23 protein-coding genes and 1 other RNA gene are annotated in these 22,464 nt (G+C 56.1%); 12 read left to right on the forward strand and 12 right to left on the reverse strand.

Features of this window, described 5'->3' with window-relative positions; genetic code table 11:
* Positions 1-27: 27 nt before the first annotated feature.
* The 4 genes from RUE5091_RS07925 to RUE5091_RS07940 are packed head-to-tail and all read right to left on the reverse strand — an operon-like array spanning position 28 to position 3,135.
* Positions 28-1,131, reverse strand: a complete 1,104-nt coding sequence (locus tag RUE5091_RS07925) for a dimethylsulfoniopropionate demethylase (protein WP_058281351.1) — start codon at positions 1,129-1,131, stop codon at positions 28-30.
* The gene (locus RUE5091_RS07930) at positions 1,132-1,638 is read right to left on the reverse strand and encodes a DinB family protein (RefSeq protein WP_058281352.1); all 507 of its coding nucleotides are present in this window, start codon (positions 1,636-1,638) and stop codon (positions 1,132-1,134) included.
* Entirely contained in the window at positions 1,635-2,339 is a 705-nt protein-coding gene (locus RUE5091_RS07935; protein ID WP_058281353.1) for a DUF1326 domain-containing protein, read from the reverse strand. Before RUE5091_RS07935 ends, RUE5091_RS07930 begins: the two co-directional genes overlap by 4 nt.
* A 4-nt stretch (positions 2,340-2,343) precedes the next feature.
* Positions 2,344-3,135 (reverse strand): DUF2182 domain-containing protein, encoded by a 792-nt coding sequence (locus RUE5091_RS07940; RefSeq protein ID WP_058281354.1) that lies wholly within the window; start codon positions 3,133-3,135, stop codon positions 2,344-2,346.
* Between the two features lie 86 nt (positions 3,136-3,221).
* On the opposite strand from RUE5091_RS07940, the gene RUE5091_RS07945 reads away from it, so the two are divergent.
* From RUE5091_RS07945 to RUE5091_RS07970, 7 genes are all read left to right on the forward strand, one after another.
* The gene (locus RUE5091_RS07945) at positions 3,222-3,953 is read left to right on the forward strand and encodes a FadR/GntR family transcriptional regulator (protein WP_058281355.1); all 732 of its coding nucleotides are present in this window, start codon (positions 3,222-3,224) and stop codon (positions 3,951-3,953) included.
* Between the two features lie 10 nt (positions 3,954-3,963).
* Positions 3,964-4,326 (forward strand): DUF4345 family protein, encoded by a 363-nt coding sequence (locus RUE5091_RS07950; RefSeq protein ID WP_058281356.1) that lies wholly within the window; start codon positions 3,964-3,966, stop codon positions 4,324-4,326.
* A gap of 36 nt (positions 4,327-4,362) precedes the next feature.
* Positions 4,363-4,710, forward strand: a transfer-messenger RNA (tmRNA) gene (gene ssrA / locus RUE5091_RS22585).
* 101 nt (positions 4,711-4,811) lie between these two features.
* Positions 4,812-5,243, forward strand: a complete 432-nt coding sequence (locus RUE5091_RS07955) for an ester cyclase (RefSeq protein ID WP_058281357.1) — start codon at positions 4,812-4,814, stop codon at positions 5,241-5,243.
* A gap of 128 nt (positions 5,244-5,371) precedes the next feature.
* A complete protein-coding gene (locus tag RUE5091_RS07960; protein ID WP_058281358.1) occupies positions 5,372-6,187 on the forward strand; it encodes a chromate resistance protein ChrB domain-containing protein in 816 nt (271 codons plus the stop codon).
* Positions 6,184-7,437, forward strand: coding sequence for a chromate efflux transporter (gene chrA / locus RUE5091_RS07965; protein ID WP_058281359.1), 1,254 nt, complete (start codon positions 6,184-6,186; stop codon positions 7,435-7,437). Before RUE5091_RS07960 ends, chrA begins: the two co-directional genes overlap by 4 nt.
* Before the next feature lie 76 nt (positions 7,438-7,513).
* Positions 7,514-7,972: an SspB family protein gene (locus RUE5091_RS07970; RefSeq protein ID WP_058281360.1), complete on the forward strand. Its 459-nt coding sequence runs from the start codon at positions 7,514-7,516 to the stop codon at positions 7,970-7,972.
* A 13-nt stretch (positions 7,973-7,985) separates the two neighbouring features.
* On the opposite strand, the gene RUE5091_RS07975 is transcribed toward RUE5091_RS07970, so the two are convergent.
* Positions 7,986-8,513, reverse strand: coding sequence for a hypothetical protein (locus RUE5091_RS07975; RefSeq protein ID WP_243470736.1), 528 nt, complete (start codon positions 8,511-8,513; stop codon positions 7,986-7,988).
* A gap of 231 nt (positions 8,514-8,744) precedes the next feature.
* On the opposite strand from RUE5091_RS07975, the gene fumC reads away from it, so the two are divergent.
* The 4 genes from fumC to RUE5091_RS07995 are packed head-to-tail and all read left to right on the forward strand — an operon-like array spanning position 8,745 to position 11,195.
* A complete protein-coding gene (gene fumC / locus RUE5091_RS07980) occupies positions 8,745-10,139 on the forward strand; it encodes a class II fumarate hydratase (protein ID WP_058281362.1) in 1,395 nt (464 codons plus the stop codon).
* Positions 10,139-10,315 (forward strand): DUF4169 family protein, encoded by a 177-nt coding sequence (locus tag RUE5091_RS07985; protein ID WP_058281363.1) that lies wholly within the window; start codon positions 10,139-10,141, stop codon positions 10,313-10,315. The genes fumC and RUE5091_RS07985 overlap by 1 nt, the downstream gene beginning before the upstream one ends.
* Positions 10,312-10,533 (forward strand): ribbon-helix-helix domain-containing protein, encoded by a 222-nt coding sequence (locus tag RUE5091_RS07990; RefSeq protein WP_058281364.1) that lies wholly within the window; start codon positions 10,312-10,314, stop codon positions 10,531-10,533. The genes RUE5091_RS07985 and RUE5091_RS07990 overlap by 4 nt, the downstream gene beginning before the upstream one ends.
* 59 nt (positions 10,534-10,592) lie before the next feature.
* Positions 10,593-11,195 carry a DNA-3-methyladenine glycosylase I gene (locus RUE5091_RS07995; RefSeq protein ID WP_058281365.1) on the forward strand — a complete coding sequence of 201 codons (603 nt, stop codon included), beginning with the start codon at positions 10,593-10,595 and terminating at the stop codon, positions 11,193-11,195.
* A 6-nt stretch (positions 11,196-11,201) separates the two neighbouring features.
* On the opposite strand, the gene RUE5091_RS08000 is transcribed toward RUE5091_RS07995, so the two are convergent.
* The 4 genes from RUE5091_RS08000 to RUE5091_RS08015 form a co-directional block, all read right to left on the reverse strand.
* Positions 11,202-12,083, reverse strand: coding sequence for a fructose bisphosphate aldolase (locus tag RUE5091_RS08000; protein ID WP_058281366.1), 882 nt, complete (start codon positions 12,081-12,083; stop codon positions 11,202-11,204).
* A 73-nt stretch (positions 12,084-12,156) separates the two neighbouring features.
* Positions 12,157-13,506, reverse strand: coding sequence for a cytochrome P450 (locus tag RUE5091_RS08005; protein WP_058281367.1), 1,350 nt, complete (start codon positions 13,504-13,506; stop codon positions 12,157-12,159).
* A complete protein-coding gene (locus tag RUE5091_RS08010; RefSeq protein WP_058281472.1) occupies positions 13,503-14,717 on the reverse strand; it encodes a hypothetical protein in 1,215 nt (404 codons plus the stop codon). The genes RUE5091_RS08005 and RUE5091_RS08010 overlap by 4 nt, the downstream gene beginning before the upstream one ends.
* A gap of 55 nt (positions 14,718-14,772) precedes the next feature.
* Positions 14,773-15,525: a cytochrome c biogenesis CcdA family protein gene (locus RUE5091_RS08015; RefSeq protein WP_058281368.1), complete on the reverse strand. Its 753-nt coding sequence runs from the start codon at positions 15,523-15,525 to the stop codon at positions 14,773-14,775.
* A gap of 105 nt (positions 15,526-15,630) precedes the next feature.
* Between RUE5091_RS08015 and RUE5091_RS08020 the strand changes: the two genes are divergently transcribed.
* Positions 15,631-15,864, forward strand: coding sequence for a sulfurtransferase TusA family protein (locus RUE5091_RS08020; RefSeq protein WP_058281369.1), 234 nt, complete (start codon positions 15,631-15,633; stop codon positions 15,862-15,864).
* A 55-nt stretch (positions 15,865-15,919) separates the two neighbouring features.
* Here RUE5091_RS08020 and RUE5091_RS08025 read toward each other — a convergent pair whose 3' ends face one another.
* From RUE5091_RS08025 to RUE5091_RS08035, 3 genes are all read right to left on the reverse strand, one after another.
* The gene (locus RUE5091_RS08025; protein WP_058281370.1) at positions 15,920-18,775 is read right to left on the reverse strand and encodes an Rne/Rng family ribonuclease; all 2,856 of its coding nucleotides are present in this window, start codon (positions 18,773-18,775) and stop codon (positions 15,920-15,922) included.
* A 534-nt stretch (positions 18,776-19,309) separates the two neighbouring features.
* Entirely contained in the window at positions 19,310-20,644 is a 1,335-nt protein-coding gene (locus tag RUE5091_RS08030; protein ID WP_058281371.1) for a sigma-54-dependent transcriptional regulator, read from the reverse strand.
* A 12-nt stretch (positions 20,645-20,656) separates the two neighbouring features.
* Complete coding sequence (locus tag RUE5091_RS08035) at positions 20,657-22,435, reverse strand: sensor histidine kinase (protein WP_058281372.1); 1,779 nt, start codon at positions 22,433-22,435, stop codon at positions 20,657-20,659.
* Between the last annotated feature and the right edge of the window lie 29 nt (positions 22,436-22,464).

Genomic DNA, 22,464 nt, shown 5'->3' on the forward strand with positions numbered 1-22,464 from the left:
GACGGGGGCAGAGCCCCCAACCCACCTTTAAATCCAGAATTTGCCTTGCACCGTTGCACGACGCATACCATCTGACGTTTCCACCTCAATTTCAGTACCGGCGTCCCAGTGACTTAGCCGAAGCATCCCAATTGAGACGTTTGTCCCGAAATCCGGAGACCAGGCTGCCGAGGTCACCTGCCCCACCTGCCGGCCACCAGCGAATACCGGCCAAGGCCGGTCGCAGGGCGGTACTGCACCGCCCTCAATTTCAATCGGACGAATCTGCTGCACCGGCCCCTCCTTGGCCACACGCAGCAAAGCATCCCGACCAACACACCCAATCGCGGTATGGGTGTTACAGAACTTGCCCAAACCGCACTCATGCGGCGTGTTGTCGTCGGTCATGTCATTGCCATAGGACAGCAATCCGCCCTCAATCCGCTCAATCAGGTTGGGGCAGCCCGCTCGCACGTTCAGGTCCTCGCCTTCAGCAAACAAAGCGTTCCATAGAGGCATACCGATATTCGAGCCCTCGACGTAAATCTCGAACCCGCCCTGTTTCGAATAGCCCGAGCGGGCCACGGCCAGATCACGGCCTTCGAATTGAAACATGTCAAACTTGAAGAACCGGACATCCCGCACGCGATCTCCGAACAAGCGCGCCATCAGATCATCTGCTTTGGGGCCTTGGACCGCCAACGGCGAAACGTCGGGTTCATCTACCAGAACATCCAGCCGATATCCGTTGGCAACACCTTTGACCCACAATAGCAAGTCACTGTCGGCGATGGAAATCCACCACCGATCATCGGACAGCTTCACGGCCACCGGGTCATTCAGCATCCCGCCGGTTTCGTCGACGATGGGCACATAATAGCACTGTCCCGGCAGCATTCCCCGCAGATCGCGCGGAGTCAGCATCTGCATCAAACGACCCGCATCCGGTCCGCGCAACTCGACCTGCCGTTCGCAGGAAACATCCCAGACCTGAACGTGTGATTTCAAATGCCGGTAGTCAGCTTCCACGCTTTCAAAAACCGTCGGCAACAACATACGGTTATAAACCGTGTATGCTTTGACCCCCGCAGCCTCGACACCGTCTGAGAACGGTGTACGCCGCAACCGTCGGGATAAGGAAATCCGCGGCATTCAAACCTCCTTGGGCATAAACACAAGATCACTGACTGGCGCGGCTGACCCAACCTCGGTCAGCATTTGGTGCAATTGTCCGCGATGATGGGTCTGGTGGTTGAACATGTGGATGACACATTGTGCGTAAGGCAATGTAACATCGGTCTTTTTTGCGGCAGAGAACCACGAAAAATCGCCTGTTAGCAGATCCTTTCCGAGCGATTTAGCCCAACCGGTAATGCGCGCATCAATTGTCCTGCATATCGGCAGCCATTCGGCCAGATCGGCGCACAAGGACACGCTATCGGGGATGCCTCCCCCTGGTCCCGCACCCTTGTCAAAGCGTGAGATCCAAATCCAGTTGCCCCACAAAAGATGGTTCGCAGTTCCCATGATTGATCCAAAGAAAGCGCCACGGTCTTTGGTCAGTTCTTCAGGCGTCAGGTCTTGAAGGAACTCAGATAACTGACTGTTTTGCCATTGATTATACTGCGCCATCTCCTGCGCATAGGCACCGGTGATCATTTCGGACCATGCCAATCGATCGGGCAGATCTCGGCCGATTTCCCACCAAAATCCCAGACGCGGCCATAATCACGCACCTTGGACTTGGTTCCACGCGCCACGATGATATCCGGCCCCATCCAGTATTTCGAGTTCGACACCATCACCGGGTGTTCGGGGTCTTTCCCCGCCAACATCTCGATCTCACCCTGAATCTTTCGACCAATCACAATGCGGCGTTTGGTTCCGTCGCGCTCGATCTGAACCGGAGCACGCTCGGCTCCGATGATCTCGCTGACGAGCATGGTGAACAGACCGGTGGTGCCACCCGCCTGCCCGCTGAAAATCTGCAGCAGACCGTTATACGCTTTACCGCTGGCCCGCTCATCGACATAAGCGGCAACCTTCCATTGGCCCTCACCCATGCGACCGGGAATGTCGACCAACAGACCGACATTCAGACCCGACAGGTCCTCGCCCTCAAAATGGCCTTCGTCGATGATGACTCCCATCCACGCGTGACAATGCCCTTCGGTCGGAGGGTGCGCGCCCAACGACACGACGCAGGGGCAAAACACATCGCAGGAGCAGTTAAGGATCAACTCTCCTTTTATCGCCCAATTGGTCGGGCTCATCTCACGCCGCTTGGGGTTGGGCATACGGCTGTCGATGCGTTGGCTGATCGGCAACCTGTCCGCCTCAGGTTTTCTGTTCTTAGCCATATACTTATCCTCCGAAAATAAAGGGATAGATCAGCAGGAGAATTCCCCCTGCGACAAGAGCAAACCCCAGGGGCCGCGTCACCGCGTGGCCGATCTGAGGCAGTTTTTCCAGAACCATGAACAGCGTCGCAAGACCCATCCAAAGTAAGCTCATGACGCCACCGACAAAACCCAAAGCCATGAAGCCCCAACAACAGCCGACACAGAAGGCACCCAGACCCAGACCCATGCGCAGCCCGCCGGTGAATCCGGTTTTCCAATGGCCGATGAAGTAGGTCATGGGCGCGTGGCAAACGCCATGGCAAACCTCTTTCGCGCGTGTGAACTGAAAGGCACCGACTGCGATCATCAAACCGCCAGCAACAATCCCTGATTTGGTGATCCCCAGCATGTCGACGACGCCACCGAACAGCAAAATCAGTTGAACGCCGGTGATCAGCGCCGCGAACCCGACCCATACAATGAAATATCCAGCCAGTACGCCAAGCCAACCTAATCGAGTTCCGTTGGCGCTGTGGATCAAGTCATCATAACTGCGAAGGGTCGGCACAAGGGTCGGCAACATCATCGCGGCCATCATAACGGCCCACATCCAGAACAGTGGACCAAATTCGGCCATCGGCATGTACATGTCCATACGGGGGTCCATCGCGGCCATTGCCTGCCCCATCGGACCGGGGCGACCGATCCAATCCAGATCCATGCCGCGGCTCATGGTGAACATCATCCACCACGCCCACAGGATCAGGCCGTAAAAACCCAACCACAAACCGCTACGAAGAACTGCGCGACTCATGCGTCCCTCCCGACTCAGTCCTTGCATTTCAAATGTCAGACTTTTAAATGTCAGACAAATAAAATCTCACCAACGGTCTCCGGATTATGAAAATCGACCCTCGAAAACCCGCCGATTTGTCAGCGCAAATCGCGCAGGCTATTCGTGATGCCATCATCTCGGGCCAGTTGATCGTGGATGAGCGGTTGCCGTCCGAGGCCGAGCTCTCCGATCAGTTTCAGGTCTCACGCCCGACGGTACGCGAGGCGTTGAAACGTTTAGCGGCGCAATCCCTGATCCGAACGCAACGAGGTGCCAGCGGCGGTGCGTTTGTCAACCGGATCAGCTTTGAGGACGCGTATTCGCAGCAAATCACAACCTCAACACTGTTGTTGTCGATGAATGCAGTCAGCTTTGATACTGCCTGCGAGGCCCGCTTTGCGCTGGAGCGCGCCTGCGCGCCCTTGTCTGCACAACGTCGCACGTCGGACCAACTGGCCACAATGCGGGCCGAGATTTTCCGTCAGGCGCAACCGGGGCTTTCGGATGAGGCCTTTTGCGCATCAGACGTCGCGTTTCATCGGGCTCTGGTCGATGGTGCCGACAACCCGGTGCTATCCTATCAGCTGGCCGGCGCCGTCGAGGCCATGCAGCCCCTGATGAACATGATCACCTTCACCGCCCGATCACGCGAAGAAATCATCGCCCTGCATAACCAGATCGCTGACGCGCTGGAACAGCGGGACGCAGCTAAGGTGGATGCAACATTGGTTGAGCTTGAAGCTTACACGCGTAAGCTGGCGGAGGATGTGGCTCAGCAATTTCGCAAGCCTGCTTGATGAGGGAAAGATGACTACAGCGCTGAACGTAATTGCCGCCCTTCTGACCATAAGTTTCGGCCTGTTCGGCTTTCTGGCACCCGCATTCACGGCATCATCGCTGGATCTGGCACCAACCGACAGCAATATGGGGCTGAGTGAGATGCGGGCATCCGTGGGCGGGTTGTTTGTGGTAACCGGTGCGGCGGTGCTGTGGCTGAACAATCCGATGGCCTATGCCATGCTCGGTGTTGTCTACGCGGGAGCGGCACTTGGCCGGTTCGTATCGGTTGTTCTGGACAACCCACCCCTAGTCAAAGCTGTGACTTTCGGAGGAATCGAACTGGCGCTGGCGCTATGGCTGATCATGGCGAACATCAATAGAGCCACGTAAGCCTTTGTTAACAATACAAGCGAAGATGTGAATTCCCGGTTTGCATCCGTGCGCCTGCTCACCTATATAGGATATGTCCTTCGGGACTATGGACATAAACGCGCTCGTAATAAGCGGATCGGACCCGGGGGCGGTACCCGGCGGCTCCACCAACCATCCTTCGTTTGAGGATTTTGGGGCCGAAATAGGATCGACGAACGTCTAAAGGGGTTAGCTTTGTCTCGGCTGTCTGCCACCGTTACCGGCGAAAATAGTACAATTGCAAACGACAATCGTGCTCCGGTTGCAGTTGCTGCGTAAGCAGTAACTAGACCGAAACTTAAGCCCTTGCGCCTAGCCGCGTAAGGCGGGGTTCGCAGGTACCTGGCAACAGAAACCTGCATTTTCCTTCAAATGTCTGCGGTTTAACCCTGATCTTGTTCACGTTCAGAGTTTGTTCACTCTTTGGTCTGATGCTGACCCCGACAGAATAAAGGAGAGTCGGGATGTCCCATGCAGATGTCGTCAAAGGATGGTATTCCGAAGTTTGGGAAAACGGGAACCTGGATGCAATTGATCAGTATTTTGACGCTGACACGATGGCCGAGGGGCTGATCCCCGAAATGCAGGTAGGCGCAGATGATTTCCGCGATCTGGTCATGGCGTTTCGGCATGTTCTTGGGGATATCAAGGTCGAGATCCCCAAGATTGTCGAAGATGGGGACTGGGTGTCGGCCATTTTGCATGTCAGCACGACACGTGCCGACAATGGGGCTCCGCTAAAAGCCACAGGCAGCGTTTTCGCGCGCGTCAAGGATGGCCGGATGGTCGAAGCTTATAACCAGTTCGACTTTATCTCACTGTTCGAACAACTCGGGCAGTTTCCGCAGGACACGCTACCGGTGTGCATGACAGGCCAACGTCTCGATTGGGCGTGATCCGGCTTAGGCAATCTTGACCCTTTTGGCGCTTGCACGTAAGCAAAGGTCATGGGGTAAGATTGCGAACGCCCCGTGAGGCGTCAGCCCAAGTTTCGCATGTATCCGCTCAAACCAGGAGACATGCTATGCCTGCGCCCAACTCAATTACACCGAAACAGCTGATGCGACTGATCGGAACGCCACAAGCTCCGGTTTTAATAGACATATGTTTGGATGCGGATTTTGAGGCCGACCCTTATCTGATCCCGGGATCCATGCGCTACCCCGCCAAGGATATCAAGCGCATTGCCGATAAGGTTGGCAGCCGCGCCGTTGTCATCATCTGCCAAAAGGGAAAAAAACTTAGCCAGGGCGTCGTCTCGTGGCTGCGCAGCGAAGGTTGTGATGCTGAATATCTGGAAGGTGGTATGTTTGGCTGGCGGGATTTGCCCGCTGCGCCGCGCATTCCGGCCTCGGCTGTACCAAGAGGCGAAGATGGTCGATCTATCTGGGTCACGCGCCATCGGCCCAAGATCGACCGGATAGCCTGTCCCTGGCTGATCCGTCGCTTCGTGGACCCCGACGCGCAGTTTCTGTTCGTGGCCCCGCCTGAGGTCAAAGCCACCGCCGACGTCTTTGGCGCAACTCCGTTCGATATTGAGGATACGTTCTGGTCCCACAGACAAGATCGCTGTACCTTTGACACGATGCTGGACGAGTTTCAGTTGCACACGCCTACACTTGAGCGTCTTGCCACAGTCGTTCGGGCCGCCGACACCAACCGTCATGATATTGCCCCCGAAGCGGCTGGATTACTGGCGATCTCAGTTGGACTGTCACGACAATATCGCGATGATCACGAGAATCTTGCGGCAGGGCTGCACCTGTATGACGCGTTGTATCGCTGGGCGCGGGACGGGTTTGACGAGGGGCATGACTGGCCAACGGATCGCAAGTCATGACGCCAACAAATGCAGAACTTGTCCGGGTGTTTGGTCGCATCGGGTTGCTCTCATTTGGGGGCCCGGCGGCGCAAATCTCATTGATGCATCAGGAGCTGGTCGACCGGCGCCCGTGGTTGGACGAACAGGCTTATCTGCGGGCCTTGTCGCTGTGCATGCTGTTACCTGGGCCTGAGGCCATGCAGCTGGCCACCTATGCCGGTTGGCGTTTGCGCGGCGTCACCGGTGGGTTAATCGCAGGTTCCCTGTTCGTGTTGCCCGGCGCTTTTGTCATTGCCGTTCTAGTGGGGTTTTATGCTGCGTTTGGCAATCTTCCTCTGGTCCAGGCCGGATTTCTGGGAGTGAAAGCGACGGTGATTGTCATCGTACTTCAGGCTCTTAGAAACTTATCCCGCAAGGCGCTGACGGACACGCAACACCGGGCTATCGCGGGGCTGGGATTTTTTGCGATTTTCGCGCTGAATTTGACATTTCCCTTGATCATCTTAGCCGCGGCCATTTGGGGCTATGCTACCTTCACCGGCGAGGCTAAAACCGCAGATGTGCCCCCTGCCCCCAAGGTCAATGGGATGTTTCGAACCGCTGCAATCTGGTTGGTTTTGTGGCTGGGGCCGCTGCTGGCCTTGACCTTGTCGGGGCTAAAACTGCTAAGCGATTTGGGCTGGTTCTTTGCCCGCCTTGCCGTTGTCACGTTTGGCGGGGCCTATGCCGTGCTGGCCTATATGACTCAGACCGTAGTGGACAAATATCAATGGGTCAGCACAGATCAGATGATCGACGCGCTGGGGCTGGCCGAAACAACGCCGGGGCCGTTGATTCTGGTGACACAGTTTGTCGCCATGCTGACCGGTCAAATCAGCGGCGGTGCGCCACTTGCAATCGCCGCCGGAGCAGTCGCCCTTTGGGCCACTTTTGTTCCGTGTTTTCTTTGGATTTTCCTGGCCGCCCCCTACCTTGATCAGCTGGCGACCCGCCCAAGATTATCTGCTGCGTTGCATGGGATCACCGCCGCTGTGGTGGGTGTGATTCTTAACCTGTCGGTGTGGTTCAGCCTTAATGTTCTTTTTCATAATATCCCTCAACAATCATGGGGGCCGTTGAGCATTCCCTGGCCCGATCCGACCAGCCTGAACCCGACTGCTCTGATCCTGACATTGGTGGCTGCGGTATTGATTTTTAAATTAAAATTTGGAATGGCGACGACTCTGGCAATCATGGCCGTGATTGGAACAGGAATACATTTCCTTTAAACAATCCTAGCATTCCCGGTCTTTCGTTTCCGTCGAAATTCCCTATGCTGAGGGTAACCACTTTTGAGGATGACACATGTCGCAAGACATCGATTATGGGAACCTGATGCACACCGCCATGCGCGGGCTCATCAAGTCCGTTCTAAACAGCGTTGCCGATAATGGCCTGCCGGGCACGCATCATTTCTTTATCACTTTCGATACCCGTCAGGATGGCGTGGAATTGGCCGATTGGCTGCGCGAACGGTATCCCGAAGAGATGACAATCGTCATGCAGCATTGGTTTGAAAACCTTGAGGTCGGCGACGATGGGTTCGCCATCACGCTAAACTTTGGCGATGCGCCGGAACCGCTGTACATCCCTTATGCGGCAATCAAAACCTTCGTGGACCCTTCGGTTGAATTCGGTTTGCGGTTCGAAAGCCCCGAAGATGAGGAAGACGTCGAACCCATTGTCGAGGAATCGATTGAGGTCGAAGAAGAGCAAGACCATCAGGATGCCGAGGTTGTTTCGCTGGACAGTTTCCGCAAGTAGTCAACCTGAAAAATTACTGCTTTCTAAGGAATGTCTCGACCGAGCGGGACTTCTCGCCGCCGCGAAAGCGTGAAAATGACAGGTCCAGGCCACCCTCAGCCAGTGTACGATCATATTGCTGTAATTCGTAATCTCCGGTCTCGTCGATAAACAATGAAAATACAGTCAGGGTATCGCCTTCGATCCGACCCCAGACAAAGGGTTCGCCCTGCATCGGGTCAAGCGGAACCTCGTGGCCGAAGACGTTGCGCTTCATCGCCGCAGAAAAGACATCGGCCCGGTCGGACTGTTTAAAATCAATCGAGAATTTCTGTTCCTTGATACGGCCATCCGCCTTGTAGGTCGTAGTTGTCCAACTGATGTTAAAGCCGTTCCTCATTTCGTGAATCGACACGCTCATGTCGCGCGGGGTTTCGGTTCCGTCATCATCCACGACGTTTGCAGATCCGACATAATCGCCAACAAAGGGTGTAATATCCGCGGCTTGTGCCGGAACACTGTGCAACGCAGCCCAAAATAGGACACCCAGGGAAAAAACGATATATTTCAAGGGACAAGTCCGAACTAATGTGCCCACCGGAGCCTCCAATGTGGTGATCCTTTTATTGTAGCGGTCCCGCAAGCACGCACAATGCGATTCATAAGAAATTTCACCCACCCTAGCACCTATACCTCTGGCGCCCTTGAGTTTAAGGTGCGCGCAACTGGCCGATTGCTCTGCAACTTTGTTGCGGGTAAACGGCATGCGACTGTATACACGACGGAGTGACAGATGTCTCAGACCCGCACCGAATCCGACAGCTTTGGCCCGTTGGAGGTTCCTTCAGACAAGTATTGGGGTGCCCAGACGCAACGTTCGATCATGAATTTCCCCATCGGCTGGGAAAAGCAGCCTGTCGCCATCGTGCGAGCGTTGGGCGTGATCAAAAAAGCTTGTGCGATGGAAAACAAAGCCACCGGAAAGTTGGATGCAAAGATCGCAGACGCCGTCATTCAAGCCGCTGGTGAAGTGATCGAAGGCAAATTTGACGACAACTTCCCTCTGGTTGTTTGGCAGACCGGTTCAGGCACGCAATCGAACATGAACTCGAACGAGGTTATCGCCAACCGCGCAATTGAGATTCTGGGCGGTGTTATCGGTTCGAAAGAACCGGTTCATCCGAACGATCACTGCAATATGGGTCAGTCGTCGAACGACACCTTCCCCACTGCGATGCACATCGCCACTGCAATGAGCGTACGTGACGTGCTGTTACCGGGTCTTGAGAAATTCGCCTCGGCACTGGAAGCGAAAGCGAAGGAATTCGCAGGCATTATCAAAATCGGCCGAACGCATACTCAAGACGCGACGCCGCTGACACTCGAACAGGAATTTGGCGGTTATGCGCATCAAATTCGCCAGGGTATTGCCCGCGTTCATGTGTCAATGCCCGGTATTTATGAACTGGCGCAAGGTGGTACGGCTGTCGGCACCGGTCTAAACACTCATAATGGATGGGATGAGGCTGTCGCAAAGAACATGGCTGACATCACCGGCCTGCCTTTTATCACTGCGCCTAACAAGTTCGAGGCGCTGGCCGCCCACGACGCCATGGTGTTCCTGTCCGGCGCCTTGGCGACTATCGCAGGCTCTTGCTACAAAATCGCCAACGACATCCGCCTGTTGGGCTCGGGTCCACGCTCGGGTCTGGGTGAATTGATCTTGCCAGAAAATGAGCCCGGTTCTTCGATCATGCCGGGCAAGGTGAACCCAACGCAGGCCGAGGCGCTGACCCAGGTGGCTGCACATGTCATGGGCAACGACGCAGCAATGAAGTTTGCTGGCTCGCAAGGCCATTTCCAGTTGAATGTGTACAACCCGATGATGTCTTATAACCTACTGCAGTCGATCCAACTGCTGGGCGACGCCACCGATAGCTTTACCGAGCGGATGCTGCTGGGCATCAAGGCCAATGAGCCGCGCATCGACAAGCTGATGAAGGAATCTCTGATGCTGGTTACTGCTCTGGCACCAACCATCGGGTATGACAACGCCACTAAGGTCGCCAAAACCGCGCATAAAAACGGCACGACCCTCAAGGAAGAAGCCATCGCGCTGGGCTTTGTGGATGAAGAGACCTTTGACGCGGTTGTTCGCCCCGAACACATGATCGGCCCGAAAGACTGATGGGTAAGCCGGTCAATCTAAACCGGTACAGAAAAGATAAGGCTCGGGCCGAGAAAAAGGCCCGCGCCGACCAGAACGCTATCAAATTCGGTCGCAGCAAGGCCGAAAAGGTTGAGGTCAAATTCGATCAGGACAAACAACGCCGCGACGTGGATAATCACGAGCTGGATGAATGAGCGGTCGTCCTGTCAAACGCTCGCTAACCTTGAAAGGACATCGCACTTCGGTGTCGCTTGAAGATGAATTCTGGCAAGCATTTCGCGATATCGCCAAAGAAAAAGAACTGGCAATCAACGCGCTGGCAGCAGAAATTGACGTAGAACGCGATCCTGAGATTGGTCTGGCGTCGGCCATTCGGGTCTATGTTCTGAATTGGTATCGCATCCGGGATTGACGCTTGTCAGATCCTTTTGTTTACCTGTAACCTGACCGAGAACAAAAAGGGTACATCGCATGAGTAAAACTCTAGCCGGACCAGATGGACAACCGCGTTGCGCCTGGTGTCAGGCTGCCCCAGAATTCTTTGACTATCACGATCAGGAATGGGGGTATCCGGTCGCAGACGATCAGCGATTGTTCGAAAAACTGTGCCTGGAAAGCTTTCAATCCGGTCTCAGCTGGCGAACGATCCTCAACAAACGTGAGAATTTTCGCAAAGCCTTTAATCACTTTGACTTCAATGCAGTAGCTGCATTTACTGACGCAGATGTCGAACGCCTTCTACAGGACGAAGGCATCATACGTCACCGGGGTAAAATCGAAGCCGTCATCAACAACGCCCGCCGCGCACAGGAGCTTGTAGCAGCCGAAGGATCTTTGGCAGCTTATGTCTGGCAATACGAGGCAGGCAATCCACCCGCGCCGCAAACTGCGTCGACCTCGGCCGAGTCCATCGCCATGTCGAAGGACTTGAAAAAGCGGGGTTGGAAGTTTGTTGGGCCAACCACGGTGTTTGCTTTCATGCAGGCCATGGGATTGGTCAACGATCACGCAATCGGGTGTTCCAAGCGTGAAAAAGCGGCGCAGATGCGCCGCGAATTCACAAAACCGGAATAGCGTCTCTTAGACCGAGGCGCGGAAGATCTTGTCAATATTGCCGCCCAGTGCTGCGTTGAACTCGGCCTCCGACTGCTGCTTGGACAGACCTTCGGTCAGTGCGCGCGAAAAGGATGCGATCATCTTACCGTTCTGGTTCAGTAGATCACAGGCTTGTTCGGTCGAATAGCCACCCGACAGCGCCACGACGCGGACAACGCGCGGATGATCGGCCAGTTCGTCGAACAGGTTCGCTTTGTTTGGAATGGTTAGCTTCAGCATGATGTCCTGCCCCTCGTCCAATTGGTCGAGGTTTTTCAGGATTTCGGCTTTCAGAATATCCTCGGCCTCGGCTTTGGTGGAGGAGTTGATGTTCACTTCGGGTTCAACAATCGGAACCATACCCGCAGCAACCACCTCACGGGCAACGTCAAACTGCTGTGCAACCACAGCGGCGATACCTTCGGAGTTGGCCTCATGAATCACCGAGCGTTCTTTGGTGCCAAACACGCCATCCGCCTTGGCCAGCGTTTCCGCCAGGCCAGGGATCGGTTTCATCATCTGTACGCCGTTGGCCTGGTCTTCCAGACCCTTGTCGATCTTCAGGAAGGGCACGATACCTTTCTGCGACCACAGGTAATCGGCAACTTTGCGGCCGTCGATTTCCTCGCCCAGCGTGCGTTCGAACAGGATCGCACCTATCACTTTTGCCTTGGTAAAGTCGTCGGCCAGAATAATGCGCGCACGCATCTTCTGAATTTCGCCGAACATTTCCTCGTCCGAGCTATAGTCCGAGGCCTCGACCCCATAAAGAGCCAGCGCCTTGGGCGTCGAGCCGCCGCTTTGATCCAGGGCCGCAATGAAACCCGCACCGTTGGACATCTGCTCGCGCTGTTCTGCTTTGGACATAAGACTTTCCCGTTTAACAATGATTCCGCATTTTGCACCCGCATACAGCAAGGCGGCGGGTGATGGTAGCGTGTTAGCGCTCAACCACACGCAACCAGATTCCGTCTTTGGACCGAACCGTCAGATGCGCCACAGGCACTGGTGTTCGTCCTTCGACCAGTTCGAACCGGTAGTTTCGCAGCAGCATCGACAATAGTAAGGGCCCTTCGACCATGGCGAACCCGGCCCCTGGGCATACGCGGGGACCTGCGGAGAACGGGATAAAAGCATGACGCTGGCAGGTTTGTCCGTTTTCGGTGAACCATCGGGTTGGATCAAAGTCATCGGGGTTATCCCAAAGGCGCTCTTGACGATGCAGGTGCCAGGGGCTGATGACGATCTGCGCGCCCTTGGGCACGTCGCGCCCCCGGAACAGCTCCGGACACGTCGCCTCACGCACCATCATCGGCACCGGAGGATACAGGCGCAGCGCCTCGCGGAACACATTCCGGCTGAACCTCAGCTTGGACACGGTACCAAAATTTGGATCGTCCAAAATATCCGCCTCAGCGCTGAGTTTGTCCTGCCATTCGGGGTACAGCGCCATCAGGTACAACGTCCAGGCCAGTGCCGAAGCACTAGTTTCGTGACCGGCCAGGAAGAATATGGCCACCTGATCCACCATCTCCTGCGTGTCAAAACAGCGACCGGTTTCCGGATCGGCTGTGGTCATGATCTTGGTGGCCAAATCGTCAGGCGCCTGCCCCCTTGTGATCAGATCGGCACGCTCGGCCGTCAGGCGCGAGATCAACTCCCGGATTTCCCGCGCGTTTCTGCGTGTATTGCGAGCATGAAATCGGGGCACCCAGCGCGGCACCGGAACAAACGCCGCCAAGTTCAACAAAGGTTGTTGCCGCTGATAGGCCCGGAACTTTTCGAACACCTGTGCAGCCACTTCATGTTCAATCGGGACCGAGAACAGCGTTCTGAAAATCACATCCGCCGCCGCGTGGCTGGTAAGTTCCTCGCATTCGATCACCTGCCCCGCCTGCCCTTTCAACCGTGTAACGCAGGCTTGCGCGGCCTTGAGCATGGCCGGGAACGTGTCTTTCAATCGCCCCCCTTCAAACGCAGGATCGATGACGCGACGTTGCCGTTTCCAGGTTTCACCATTGGTCAAAAAGACCGAGTCGCCCAACAGCGGGCGCAACCCCTCGCTGATACGCCCGGATTTCGGAAAATCTTCGGGACGTTGCTTAAGGATTGTGTCCACAAGCTCGGGCTGGTTAATCATGTAGGACCGAAAGAATGGCGTTCGAAACTCGGCCATCCACGCACGGTACAGACGCTGCGGCTGAGCTGATAACAGATCCCTGCGGAAGAGTTTGAAATAGCGCCATAAAGACACTTTATCCGGTCTTGGTACTGGCTTGGGCGGCTTCATGGATGAACCGCAGTGTATTTGGAAACCGCTTGCTCGATGCGTGATTTGGATGGCTCGCGCCCTTCGAACCTTTGCGCAAGGGTCATTGGACCCGCTGTAATACGAAAATAGTCATAGTTTCCAGGACGATCAAACGCGCAGAGATATTGAAAATGAAGCCGAAAGAACCGCCAACGCAGCTCTTTCCAGCGTTCCTGTGACAAAGTCTGCGTGAAGGCCGCAGACAGCACCACCGGCCAGCGTTTTTGTTCTGTCGCAACACCACTGACGGCCACCGGATCACACAGCGCAAAGGCGCAACCATCACCCGGTGCGGACACGTCAATCCACGTAAGATCGCTCTGGGTGGACAAAAACTGCAGGTCGGCGCGCAAATCCGTGGCATCCGGCAGGAATGAGACCATGGGCACCACCTGCCCTAAGCTCAGAAAGGACAGGTTCGGGCCGTCACCGGGCACCTGTTGCGTCCGAACCAGATCTGCCAAAACAGTAACCCCCAAATGCACGCCTGAGGAATGGCCAACGACAAGAACTTCATCCACATCTGTTTCAAGCGCCCGCCGAATATGCTTGGTGAATTCGACCAGACGAGCTCCAAGCTCGGGTGGGACAGCGCCATTCATTGCGGCCGAATAGGAGTAATCGTGCATCAGGTAATACGCAAACAAGCGGTTGTCGATTTTGCGAAACCAATGCAACAACGCATAGGCGACCAAGATTGCCAGGACCAAAGCTGGCCATCCGACAAAGGGCCATAGCAGAACGGCTACAATCCACATCACGACTAGCGACAAGATTAGTTGCGCTATCAGCATTCCTACAGGATAAAGCGCTGCGATCACTGGTCCTTTGCGCAGACGCATCAGACGACCCAAAGCCCCCGACCCGATGTAAATCCAGGCCGTCCGCAAAAGCTGCAGATAGGTCGCGGGGATCGAATTCGACATACTGTCGCGCACGATATCCGACCAGACCAGAACCTCTATATCCGCCTCGACATCCGCGCCATCCTGCTGCGAACGGACATGCCAGCCGTAAGGTCCATCAGTCGACTTGGGCGACAAGGATATCTCATACCCTGAAATGTCCGCCTGCGCCCGGCTTTCCTTGCGATACAGCTCTCGGTACCGCCGGGGATGAATCGGATCATAGCCGGGAATATAAAACACCCGACGCCGTCTTACCCGAGGCTGATTTATCTGACTGCTCATGGCCTTACCTTCTGCGGCGCAGGTTAACGCAGCCTTGCCGTCAAGGTAAGTCAGATCATCCGAAATTTGCCAGTGCCGGAAAGGTCTCAAGCAGCCACCAGCTGAATTTTGTGAACAGCCCAGTGATCAGCATAATGCCAACGAACAGCAGCAGACCGCCCATGACCTTTTCAATAGTGCCCATATACGGCTTGATCCGGTTCATCACTGACATGGACCGGTTAAGGAACATCGCCGCCAGCAGGAACGGAATTCCCAGACCTGCCGCGTAAACCCCAAGCAACAATGTACCTCGTGCCACCGAGGCCTCAGACGCAGCCAGCGACAGGATCGCGCCAAGCTGAGGGCCGATGCACGGCGTCCAGCCAAACGCAAAGGCCAGCCCCAGAATATAGGCACCAAAGACCGATCCACCGGAATCTCCGGTTTCGATCCGTGCTTCACGATCCAGAAACGGAATACGAAAAATATTCAGGAAGTGCAGACCAAAGACAATGACCACCGCACCCGACAACTTGGCAAACAGAACCTGGTTCTGCAGCACAAACACTCCGAACGCAGAGGCCGTGAAACCCAGTAGCAGAAACACTGTGGATAGTCCCAGCACAAAGAACAGCGCTGACAATGTTGCCTTGCGGCGCGCCTTCGCCTCGTCCTGCATTTCGTTGATGGTCACACCGCTCATATACGCCAGATAAGGCGGCACGATAGGTAACACACAGGGCGACAGGAAACTGATCAGCCCGCCCAGCATTGCGATGAACATGGCGGGCAGCAGGCCCGCGTCTATGATGTCAATTCCAAACATAAATCAGCACATATGGTATCAACCCCGCCACGTCACGGGGCCATTCGGTCACATCCGCGTGCTTGAACGCTGGACACTGTGTCAAAGTGGAAATATCTGCACATTATGTCTATCTCCACTGAAACGCTCGATGCACTGGGGCTGTTGTGCCCTTTGCCCGTTCTGAAAGCCAGAAAACGCCTTAAATCTATGCCCTCTGGGGCGGTTTTGCGCGTGTTGGCCGATGATCCCGCCGCCATCATAGATGTTCCGCATTTTTGCGCCGAAAGCGGACACAAGCTGGTGTCGCAAGAAGATGCGGACGGGCATCAGATCTACCTAATTCAAAAAGCCGGCTGAGATGGAAACACCTTTGGCACAAGAAAAAGGCGGGTTGATAACCCGCCTTTCTTGATTATTGCCCGAGGGACCACCAACCGCGCCGTTTCGGCTTGGGCGGTTCGCTGGGTTGTTCTGGCTCTTCAGTCACAGTTTCCAACACGGGTTCAGGTGCTTCTGCAACAGGCTCTTCCGGTTTCACCTCGGCCGCGGCCTCTTGAACAGGATCTGCGACTTCTTCGATCACGGCTTCGGCGTCCGCAACTTCTGCCACGGTTGCCACATCAGCTGCTGGCGCTTCGGCTTCCTCCGCAACCGGCTCTGTCGTGTCCTGAGCCGTGTCAGGCTGTTCGTCGGCCGGTTCTGGAGAACGCTCAGCAGTGACGTCCACTGCCTGCTCAGCACCCGTTTCCTCGGTTTGTTCAGCAGGAGTATCGACGGTTTCAGAGGCGTTCTCCTCAGCCGCTTCAACCGGTTCCGCGTCCTTCTTACGACGGCGCGGCGCACGACGGCGCTTAGGTTTATCAGCCTTTTCTTCCGCAACAGGCTCTTCCGCCTCTGCTTCAGCCGGTGCTTCTTCTGTTGCCTCAGCAACGGCCTCACCGTCTTCTGTACCGGTTTCCGGCGTATCACCCGATCCGTTGCTCTTCTTGCGACGACGACGGCGACGTTTACGCTTGGGCTTGGTCTCTTCTTCCGACTGAACCGCTTCTTCTTCGGTGGCTTCTTCGTCCTCGTCCGCATCCACCAAGTCCATCAGCGTCGCATCCACTGACACGACCGGAGCGGTTGCCTCGGGAACTATGCGGCTGGCGGTCTTGAATTTCTCCATCGAGAAATCAGGGCTGACCAGATGCACATCGCCTTCGATCCGAACCGACAGGCCATAACGCGCTTCGATCTGCGCGATATGTTCCCGCTTTTGGTTCATCAGGAAGTTGGCAATGCTAACTGGGCAGCGCACCAAGACCTCGCGCGATCGGCGGCGTGTGCCTTCCTCTTCGATCTGACGCAGTATTGTCAGCGCCATATTGTCGTCCGAGCGGATCAGACCGGTGCCATGACAGGACGGGCACGGCTGTGTCGTCGCCTCCAGCATGCCGGGGCGTAGACGCTGTCGGCTCATCTCCATCAGGCCAAAACCGGAAATCCGGCCCACCTGAATGCGTGCACGGTCTGTCTTGAGCTTATCCTTCAGGCGCTTTTCAACAGCCGAGTTATTCTTACGCTCGTCCATATCGATAAAGTCGATGACGATTAGGCCGGCCAGATCCCGCAGGCGCAGTTGGCGCGCGACTTCTTCGGCAGCTTCAAGGTTGGTCTTGAGCGCAGTTTCCTCGATCGACCCCTCTTTGGTCGCCCGGCCCGAGTTTACGTCGATTGCCACCAGCGCTTCGGTCACGCCGATCACGATGTACCCACCGGACTTAAGCTGTACCGTCGGGTTGAACATCCCGGTCAGATAGCTTTCGACCTGATAGCGCGCGAACAGAGGCAGCGCGTCCTCATACCGTTTCACGTTCTTGGCGTGCGACGGCATGATCATTTTCATGAAGTCCTTGGCTATGCGGTATCCGCCCTCGCCCTCGACCAGAACCTCATCAATCTCACGGTTATAGAGATCGCGGATCGACCGTTTGATCAGATCGCCCTCTTCATAAATCTTGGCGGGCGCGATGGATTTTAGAGTCAGCTCGCGGATCTGCTCCCACATGCGTTGCAGATACTCATAATCGCGTTTGATCTCGGACTTGGTGCGCTTCGCGCCTGCGGTCCGGATGATCAGGCCTGCGCCGGAGGGCACGTCGATCTCAGCGGCGATTTCTTTCAGCTTCTTGCGATCCGGCGCATTGGTGATCTTGCGGCTAATGCCGCCGCCACGGGCCGTGTTGGGCATCAGGACGCAATACCGGCCTGCCAGTGAAAGGTATGTGGTCAACGCGGCCCCCTTATTGCCACGCTCTTCCTTGACGACCTGAACCAGCAGAACCTGGCGAACTTTAATCACTTCCTGAATCTTGTAGCGGCGCGGACGCGGCTTACGCGGCGGACGAATGTCTTCGCTGTCATCCTCGTCAGCAACCGATTCAATGCTGTCATCTTTGGCGGACGCGTCTGACCGAGGCTTTTCCTCTGCCTCATCTTCATCGTCAGCACCGCTTTTGGTTTCTTCTGTGGCTGGTTCTTCTTCTGCCTTTTCGTCGGCTGCGCTTTCGCCTTCCGCATCACCTTCGGCAGCGCCATCCTGCGCCTCAACGTCAGCAGCTTCTTCGACAGGCTCTGTGGGCGCATCTTCCGTAGCGGCTTCTTCCGCCTCAGCAGCAGGTTCTTCGGCTACTACAGGTTCTTCTGCCTCTGCGACAGACGCTTCAACCTCTTCCGAGGCCTCTGCATCATCACTGGGTTCTTCGACCGGCGTTTCAGCGACATGATCCATCGGAGAGGTGCCTTCGGGAACCGACAGGTCGGCCCCTTCTTCACCTTCATCCAGATCAATCGTTTCCATACCCGTTGGTTCAGACGATACCTCGATGGATTCAACGACATCGTCCGATTTCACGTCCGCAGCTTTGGTCCGCGACCGCGAACGGCGCTTTTTAGGCTTCGCTTCTTCTGCTTCGTCCCGCGCCTTCAATGCCTCAGCATAGGCGCGCTCTTCTTCCATCAAAGCTTCGCGGTCCGCGACCGGGATCTGATAGTAATCGGGATGAATCTCCGAGAACGCGAGGAACCCATGCCGGTTCCCGCCATAATCCACAAAGGCCGCCTGAAGGGACGGTTCGACCCGCGTAACTTTTGCTAGATAGATATTGCCAGCAAGCTGACGTTTGTTTTCGGACTCAAAATCGAACTCCTCGACCTTGTTTCCGTCAACCACCACAACCCGAGTTTCCTCGGTGTGGGTGGCATCGATAAGCATTTTCTTAGCCATGTGTCCTTGGTGCACCGCGCCAAACGCGTTGTCCTTACCCGTCCGGGGGGACAGGCGCTTTTGGGGTGGTGTCTTGTCAGGGCGATATTGGACGGCGCGCGGCAGGGTCTGGCGCTGTGGCCCCCTGCCCGTATACTCGTTCGTTGCGCGCGCGTCATCGCGGTTCTTCTCCGACAGGCGCGGAGTGCCGCGTCCTGCCCATTTTTTCCTTTCGCCCGCTCAGGCGGGCTCAGGCGTTCAACTGCCCCTTTCGGGGCATAATCGGTCTGCCTTGCCTCGTGGGGATCATCACCAACCGTGGCAGAGCAGCGAAACTCAAAGGTTGGGGCTTAAGGGCGAAAAAGGCCCGGCCCGTTCCGTCACCATAAAGGCAGTCCTGTGGAAAAGACAATGGGCAAACTGCACGGTTCACTCTGAACACGGGCTAGGATCGCTCCATCTGGCCAAAAATATCTCGGGGGCGTGAATTGACCCATAGGGTCAAGAGAGGGGGCAGCCCCCCTCTCTGATATTTACAGGTAATCCGAACGCTATTTACAGGTAATCCGAACGCTGCAGGCTGTATTTGGCCATTTTCTCGTTCAACGTCCGCCGCGGCAGGCATAGTTCTTCCATCACGGACGCAATCGAGCCCTTATGACGGCGCATCGTATTGTCGATCAACATCCGCTCGAACGCTTCGACATATTCCTTAAGCGGCTTCCCCTCAGTCGTCATCACCGGCTGCATTTCCTCGTGATCCGACATCAGCAAAGACGCAATCGTTCCCGAACCCCGGCGCGATTGCAGCACGGCCCGTTCGGCAATGTTGATCAGCTGACGCACGTTGCCCGGCCACGGAGCCTGCAACAGCTGCGCCGCTTCCTGCGCGCTGACCTGCGGCGCGTCACAACCATATTCCTCGGCAAATTGCTCACTCAGGCGCGTGAACAGTGTCAGAATATCTTCTCCGCGCTGGCGCAAGGGCGGCATAGTGATCCGCAGCGCGGCCAGGCGATAGAACAGGTCCGGTCGCAGGACGTCTTCGCTGGTCTTGCCAGCTTCTTGCAGATTCGAGATCGCCACGATCCGAGTCTCGGCCGGCGTGCCTTGATCGTTCATGACACTCAGCAAGCGGGCCTGCAGTGTGTCGCTGAGTGCCTCGACATCTTCCAGCACCAAGGTACCACCGCGCGCCTCTTCAATTGCGGGAAGTTGTGCATCCTCGGGCAACATCGGGCCGAACAGACGCTTCGACAGCGTCTCTTCTTCCAGCGCCGCGCAGGATACCAAAACGAATTTCTTGCCTGCCCGGCTGCCAACAGCATGCAGCGCGTGCGCCACCAGGGTTTTACCCGTGCCGGTCTCACCATCAATCAGCACGTGACCATCAGCTTGCCCAAGATCCAAAATATCTTCGCGCAAGCGTTCCATCACCGGGCTGGCCCCGATCAGTTTGTTCATAATCTGAGTGCCGCCGGACAGTTCACGTCGCAGGGCCCGGTTATCCAGCGTTAAACGGCGTGCATTGCTGGCACGCTTCGCCAGCTCCGACATGCGATCGGGGTTAAAGGGCTTTTCAAGAAAGTCGAACGCACCCACACGCATCGCTTCAACCGCCATCGGAACGTCCCCGTGACCGGTGATCATGATGACTGGCAACGTGCTGTCGGCCCCCATCAGCTTTTTCAGCAGTTGAATGCCATCCATTCCCGGCATCTTGATATCCGATATGACAATGCCCGGATATTCCGGCCCCAATACTTTCAGCGCATCCTCAGCGGAGGAGAAGGTTTCAGTGTCATAGCCCGACAGTGCCAGCCACTGGCTGATCGACTGGCGCATATCCTGTTCGTCATCCACGATGGCGATTTTCATGGCCTGTGCCATAGTCATTCCTCGTTATTCAGCGGCCTCAAGGCCGTCGCTTCCCAGTATCGGCAATTGCATCTCAAACACCGCGCCGCCAAGTTGGCCGTTGCGTGCAGTCAGCCGTCCCCCGTGGTCGTTCACGATACCCGACGAGATGGCAAGCCCCAACCCGACCCCATCGCCGGGCTGCTTGGTGGTATAAAACGGCTCGAACAGGTTCTCGATATCCTCGATCCCGTGCCCATTGTCACGTACAGTCAGCACCGCCGTGTCGCCCGCCGCCAGAATGATTTCCACATCCGGCTCTGATACAGATTTGGTGGCGTCCAGCGCATTGCGCAAGAGGTTCACCATCACCTGTTCGATCCGCATCCTGTCTCCCATCACTATAACAGGTTCTTCGGGTAGGATCTGAGTAATTTTCACATGCCGCTGCCGCAACTGTGGTTCCATCATAGACAAGCTGGATGCAAGCGCTTCGCTAAGATTTACAGGGGAAAACGCATCCGCACCCTTGCGTGCATAGGATTTAAGCTGCCGTGTAATCGCGCCCATCCGTTCGATCAAACCGTCGATGCGGCCAAAGCTGGCTAGCGCCTCTTCGGAACGATTCCTGCGCAGCAACAGACGCGCACCAGCCAGATAGGTTTTCATTGCAGCCAGTGGTTGATTCAACTCGTGGCTGACAGCGGCTGACATCTCACCCAATGCGGCCAGTTTCGAGCTTTGCGCCAGTGTCTGCTCGGCCACTTCCAGAGTCTTTTCAACCCGTTCCCGTTCAGCGATTTCCCGCTGTAGCCGTGCGTTCAATGCGCGAAGCTCTGCCGACTCGCGCTGAAACAACGCCATCCGCAATGTTGCCCTACGGCTCAGCGCATAGAAGGCCAGTGCCAGCAGAATCGCGAATCCCATAATCTCGAGCGCGAGGACGCTGTTCACCTTTTCGCGGATCGAGGCATAGGTGGTGAAGGATGTCATCTGCCATCCGCGGAAAGGAATGCGCGTCTCCATCCGCATCACCGCCTCACCCTGCAGATAGGCGTCGGGCGGCAAAGCGGTCCAATCGGTCGTAGCCCGGATCGCGCGTTGGATAGCCCCTTCTGGCGGTTGGCGCAGCATCGCTTCGCCTTCTTCCAGACCGCGCCATTGCGGTTCGGTCGACAGGATGATCGTGCCGGTACTGTCTGCCACCATCACCGCATCGGAAATTCCAGCCCAGGCAAGTTCGAACTTGTGCAGATCGACTTCAACCACAATCACCCCAAGGATTTCGGCATTAGCCTCCATCCGGCGCGAATAGACAAAGCTATAGCCACCGGATTCCTTTGGGATCACCGTAAAGATGGTGGCGTTCGATCGCACAGCATCAATAAAATAAGGGAAGCTTCTGTGCGCCTCGCCCAACCGGTTACGGTCGGTAGACGCGACCGAACGACCGTCTCCGTCCAACAGCATCAGCGAGGCGGCACCAATCTCTTCGACAAAGGAAATCAGGCGCTGGGTCGACAGTGAGTAATCACTGGATTGAAGCGCTGAAATCAGCGTCGGGTCGCGCGACAGCAGCTGCGGTACAATCGCATTTCTGCGCAATTCGCTCAGCAGGTTACCGGAATACAGCGCCAGACGCAGCTCGGCCCGGTTACGGGTCGACTCGGTGAACCTGTCAGTCAGCAACCGGTTTGTGACCCAGATGGTCGCGACGGCAGCCACCAGCAGGGCGATGACAGCCAAACGCAGGCGCCACCCAAGGGGCGCGCCGCGAAAAGGTTTTGTCAGAATGGACCAGCCAGAGCGAACATCAGAACTCATCCCGGGAAATTACGCGGGCTTGATCGCAA

Origin of the sequence: Ruegeria denitrificans (assembly GCF_001458295.1) — a bacterium.
Classification (GTDB): domain Bacteria; phylum Pseudomonadota; class Alphaproteobacteria; order Rhodobacterales; family Rhodobacteraceae; genus Ruegeria; species Ruegeria denitrificans.

Coding starts and splice junctions, on each gene's coding strand:
- RUE5091_RS08035 (WP_058281372.1), bottom strand. CDS start 22,435: ATGAGTTCTGATGTTCGCTCTGGCTGGTCCATTCTGACAAAACCTTTT.
- RUE5091_RS08010 (WP_058281472.1), bottom strand. CDS start 14,717: ATGAGCAGTCAGATAAATCAGCCTCGGGTAAGACGGCGTCGGGTGTTT.
- RUE5091_RS07955 (WP_058281357.1), top strand. CDS start 4,812: ATGTCCCATGCAGATGTCGTCAAAGGATGGTATTCCGAAGTTTGGGAA.
- fumC (WP_058281362.1), top strand. CDS start 8,745: ATGTCTCAGACCCGCACCGAATCCGACAGCTTTGGCCCGTTGGAGGTT.
- RUE5091_RS07930 (WP_058281352.1), bottom strand. CDS start 1,638: ATGATCACCGGTGCCTATGCGCAGGAGATGGCGCAGTATAATCAATGG.
- RUE5091_RS08025 (WP_058281370.1), bottom strand. CDS start 18,775: ATGGCTAAGAAAATGCTTATCGATGCCACCCACACCGAGGAAACTCGG.
- RUE5091_RS08020 (WP_058281369.1), top strand. CDS start 15,631: ATGTCTATCTCCACTGAAACGCTCGATGCACTGGGGCTGTTGTGCCCT.
- RUE5091_RS07995 (WP_058281365.1), top strand. CDS start 10,593: ATGAGTAAAACTCTAGCCGGACCAGATGGACAACCGCGTTGCGCCTGG.
- RUE5091_RS07940 (WP_058281354.1), bottom strand. CDS start 3,135: ATGAGTCGCGCAGTTCTTCGTAGCGGTTTGTGGTTGGGTTTTTACGGC.
- RUE5091_RS08000 (WP_058281366.1), bottom strand. CDS start 12,083: ATGTCCAAAGCAGAACAGCGCGAGCAGATGTCCAACGGTGCGGGTTTC.
- RUE5091_RS08030 (WP_058281371.1), bottom strand. CDS start 20,644: ATGGCACAGGCCATGAAAATCGCCATCGTGGATGACGAACAGGATATG.
- RUE5091_RS07935 (WP_058281353.1), bottom strand. CDS start 2,339: ATGGCTAAGAACAGAAAACCTGAGGCGGACAGGTTGCCGATCAGCCAA.
- RUE5091_RS07970 (WP_058281360.1), top strand. CDS start 7,514: ATGTCGCAAGACATCGATTATGGGAACCTGATGCACACCGCCATGCGC.
- RUE5091_RS07945 (WP_058281355.1), top strand. CDS start 3,222: ATGAAAATCGACCCTCGAAAACCCGCCGATTTGTCAGCGCAAATCGCG.
- RUE5091_RS08015 (WP_058281368.1), bottom strand. CDS start 15,525: ATGTTTGGAATTGACATCATAGACGCGGGCCTGCTGCCCGCCATGTTC.
- RUE5091_RS07925 (WP_058281351.1), bottom strand. CDS start 1,131: ATGCCGCGGATTTCCTTATCCCGACGGTTGCGGCGTACACCGTTCTCA.
- chrA (WP_058281359.1), top strand. CDS start 6,184: ATGACGCCAACAAATGCAGAACTTGTCCGGGTGTTTGGTCGCATCGGG.
- RUE5091_RS07960 (WP_058281358.1), top strand. CDS start 5,372: ATGCCTGCGCCCAACTCAATTACACCGAAACAGCTGATGCGACTGATC.
- RUE5091_RS07990 (WP_058281364.1), top strand. CDS start 10,312: ATGAGCGGTCGTCCTGTCAAACGCTCGCTAACCTTGAAAGGACATCGC.
- RUE5091_RS08005 (WP_058281367.1), bottom strand. CDS start 13,506: ATGAAGCCGCCCAAGCCAGTACCAAGACCGGATAAAGTGTCTTTATGG.
- RUE5091_RS07985 (WP_058281363.1), top strand. CDS start 10,139: ATGGGTAAGCCGGTCAATCTAAACCGGTACAGAAAAGATAAGGCTCGG.
- RUE5091_RS07950 (WP_058281356.1), top strand. CDS start 3,964: ATGACTACAGCGCTGAACGTAATTGCCGCCCTTCTGACCATAAGTTTC.